Raw genomic sequence first — 2999 nt, 5'->3', positions numbered from 1 at the left:
CAATGCGAAGATCAGCAATGATGCGAGCTTCTTCATTTCTGTCGGCGAACGTTGGTGATAACGGGGTCGCGGCCAAACATCGTGAACTCAGGAATCAGCAGCGCCCGCGACTCCCGTTCATCACATGGTTCGTCAGACTACGTTTGCCGCCGGCTGGAAGTTGGACGGGTCAGAACCATTGTAGCAATCGCTGGGTGGTGATGGGCCTTATTGTCAAGTGGGATTACGATGTTAAACCGTGACTACGATTGCGATCAACAGGCGACAGTGGTTCCGTGGCCAATGGATGGGCCGGTACGTGAATCAATACGGTGAGGAAGGAGTGACAACAAATCCGCGACATCAGGTGCGATCAATTGGCGACTGATGTTCCTCTGCCAAGTAATGGGCCACTACGCGAGCCTTCCGGCACGACGAACGTGACTTGCATTGCGAATCACCAAGCCATCATCCGATTGGAGAAGAGGATCTATCAAACCGTGACATCAAGAGCGATCACCAGGAAACAGAGGTCGCGTCACGAAACGATGGCCCCGAATTCAGTCACGACGACAGGCGTCGGATCTGATCCGCGTTCGAAGGTAAATGAACCAACGAACGTAAAGTAGCACGACGAACGTTGGTGATAACGGGGTCGTGGCCAAACATCGTGAACTCAGGAAACAGCAGCGCCCGCGACTCCCGTTCATCACATGGTTCGTCAGGCTACGTTTGCCGCCGGCTAGAAGTTGGACGGGCCAGAACCATTGTTGCAATCGCTGCGTGGTGATGGGCCTTATTGTCAAGTGGGATTACGATGTTAAACCGTGACTACGATTGCGATCAACAAGCGACAGAGGTTTCGTCGTCATTGGATGGGTCGGTACGTGAGTCTATGCGATGGGACAGGCGCGACGACCAAACCGCAACATCAGGTCCGATCGATAGGCGACTGATGTTCCGTTGCCAATTAATGGGCCCCTACGTGAGTCTTCCGGTACGGCGAAAGTAACTTGCGTTGCGAATCACCAAGCCATCATCCGATTGGAGAAGATGATCTATCAAACCGCGACTTCAAGAGCGATCAACAGGAAACAGAGGTCGCGTCACGAAGCGATGGGCCCAGTTCCAGCCACAAAGACACGCGTCGGATCTGATCCGCATTCGAAGGTGAATGCACCAACGATCGTGAAGTAGCACGACGAACGGTACGGATCACGCGGTCGCCGCGAACGACGAACCACTTCATTGAATTCAACTCGGCGACTTGCGTGCATCCGCTGGTTCGCGGTTTACACTTGGCTTTGCCGGGAGCGGAGTTCAAAGCGTAAATTCTAACCCGTTTGCAGCACGAAAGACAATTGGATCCTGTTGAGCCATCGATTGATTCAGACCTCAACTTACCAACACGAATTCCAGCCTGGAGAACCATCGATTGATACCAGCATTGTCCGACATGCCAATAACCGCAACCCGATGATCCATCAATTGACTTCGACATCGACCGCAGCGCCGTTGAACTCAACCCGATGATCCATCGATAGATTCGAGCAACATCTACGTAGGATTCAATCCCGCTGTCCCTCGATCGATTGTAGCCTGATCGGAATCACCAAATAATGCGATGAACCATCATTTGACGCAGCACAATATCGCTTGCGTGTACGCGAACGTTGACAATCACCCAGTCGCGGCAAAAAGCTCACCACTTCTTGGCCGGCGACTCCGCGACTTGGGTGCATTGTTTTGTTCGCCGACAACGCAAGAATTGTTGTGTGATACTAGTGAGGCGGAAGCCCTGCTCCTGCCTTGGTGAAATTGAAACCTGATTTCGCCCATCCTTCAATTACCTTCGACTCGATAATCTCGATGTGGCCGTCCAGAAATAGGTAGTTTGCGGTATCGCCTATGTGGCGACTGCGAGCAATGTATTTATCAACGATTGGCAGTACCAATCCAGCGTTGATATTCGCGGTTGTGAACCACGTCTCCGGATTCATATCCGGGGGTGATGCCGGATCAACGATAACAGGGCCGCCATTATGCTCCAGCCATTCGATTGTCGAATGTGTTGCGTTGAAAACCAACGGATCATTTTCGATTTCAAGATTGCGAAAGTATCCAAAAGCATCGGGTGAGTCGGGGCACGGAAAACGGTCGAAAGATAGGTATGGTTCTTTATTGAGCCCGCGCAAATTACTTGCGCATTGTGTCCTGCGTGCCGAGGCCCTAGCCGACTGTATTGCGGGCAACAACAAACCGAGGCAAATCGCGATGATGAGAATCACGACTAAGAATTCAATCAGTGTCACACCGTTACGGCGAAGGTGCTTTGGAATCCTGGTGCTCACGTATTTTCACTGCGGCGAACGTTGGTGATAACGGGGTCGCGGCCAAAAATCGTGAACTGAGGAAACAACAGCGCCCGCGACTCCCGTTCATCACATGGTTCGTCAGGCTACGTTTGCCGCCGGCTGGAAGTTGGACGGGCCAGAATCATTATAGCAATCGTTTGAATGGCATGGGGCGTCAACATCAGCCAGAATTACGATGTCAAACCGTGACCACCAATGCGATCAACAGACAACAGAGGTTCCGTAGCCAATGGATTGGCCAGTACGTAAATCAATGCGGTGAAGCAGGAGCGACAACAAAACCGCAACATCAGCTGCGATCAACAGGCGACTACTGTTCCGTCGCCAATCGATGGGCCACTATGCGAGTCACCCGGCACGACGAAAGTGACTTGCGTTGCGAATCACCAAGCCATCATCCGATTGGAGACGATGATCTATCAACCCGTGACATCAAGAGCGATCACCAGGAAATCGAGGTCGCGTCAACAAGCATGGGCCGACCGCGGTCACCATATCTGGCGTGTGCGTTAAGCTGAATTCAAAGCTAGAAGAACAGACCATCGTAACCAAGCACGACGAACGTTGGTGATAACGGGGTCGCGGCCAAACATCCTGAACACAGGAAACAGCAGCGCCCGCGACTCCCGTTCATCACTTGGTTCG

The 2999-nt window shown here is 52.4% G+C and carries 1 protein-coding gene; it reads right to left on the bottom strand.

Annotated features, from left to right (window positions below; genetic code table 11):
* Window positions 1–1760: 1760 nt before the first annotated feature.
* Window positions 1761–2330 carry a type II secretion system protein gene (locus FYC48_RS23150; protein ID WP_149499177.1) on the bottom strand — a complete coding sequence of 190 codons (570 nt, stop codon included), beginning with the start codon at window positions 2328–2330 and terminating at the stop codon, window positions 1761–1763.
* Window positions 2331–2999: the final 669 nt, after the last annotated feature.

The sequence above is a fragment of the Roseiconus lacunae genome, assembly GCF_008312935.1.
Lineage (GTDB): Bacteria > Planctomycetota > Planctomycetia > Pirellulales > Pirellulaceae > Stieleria > Stieleria lacunae.
The sequence above is the reverse complement of the archived record's forward strand: the minus strand, read 5'-3'. Positions and strand labels throughout refer to the sequence as shown.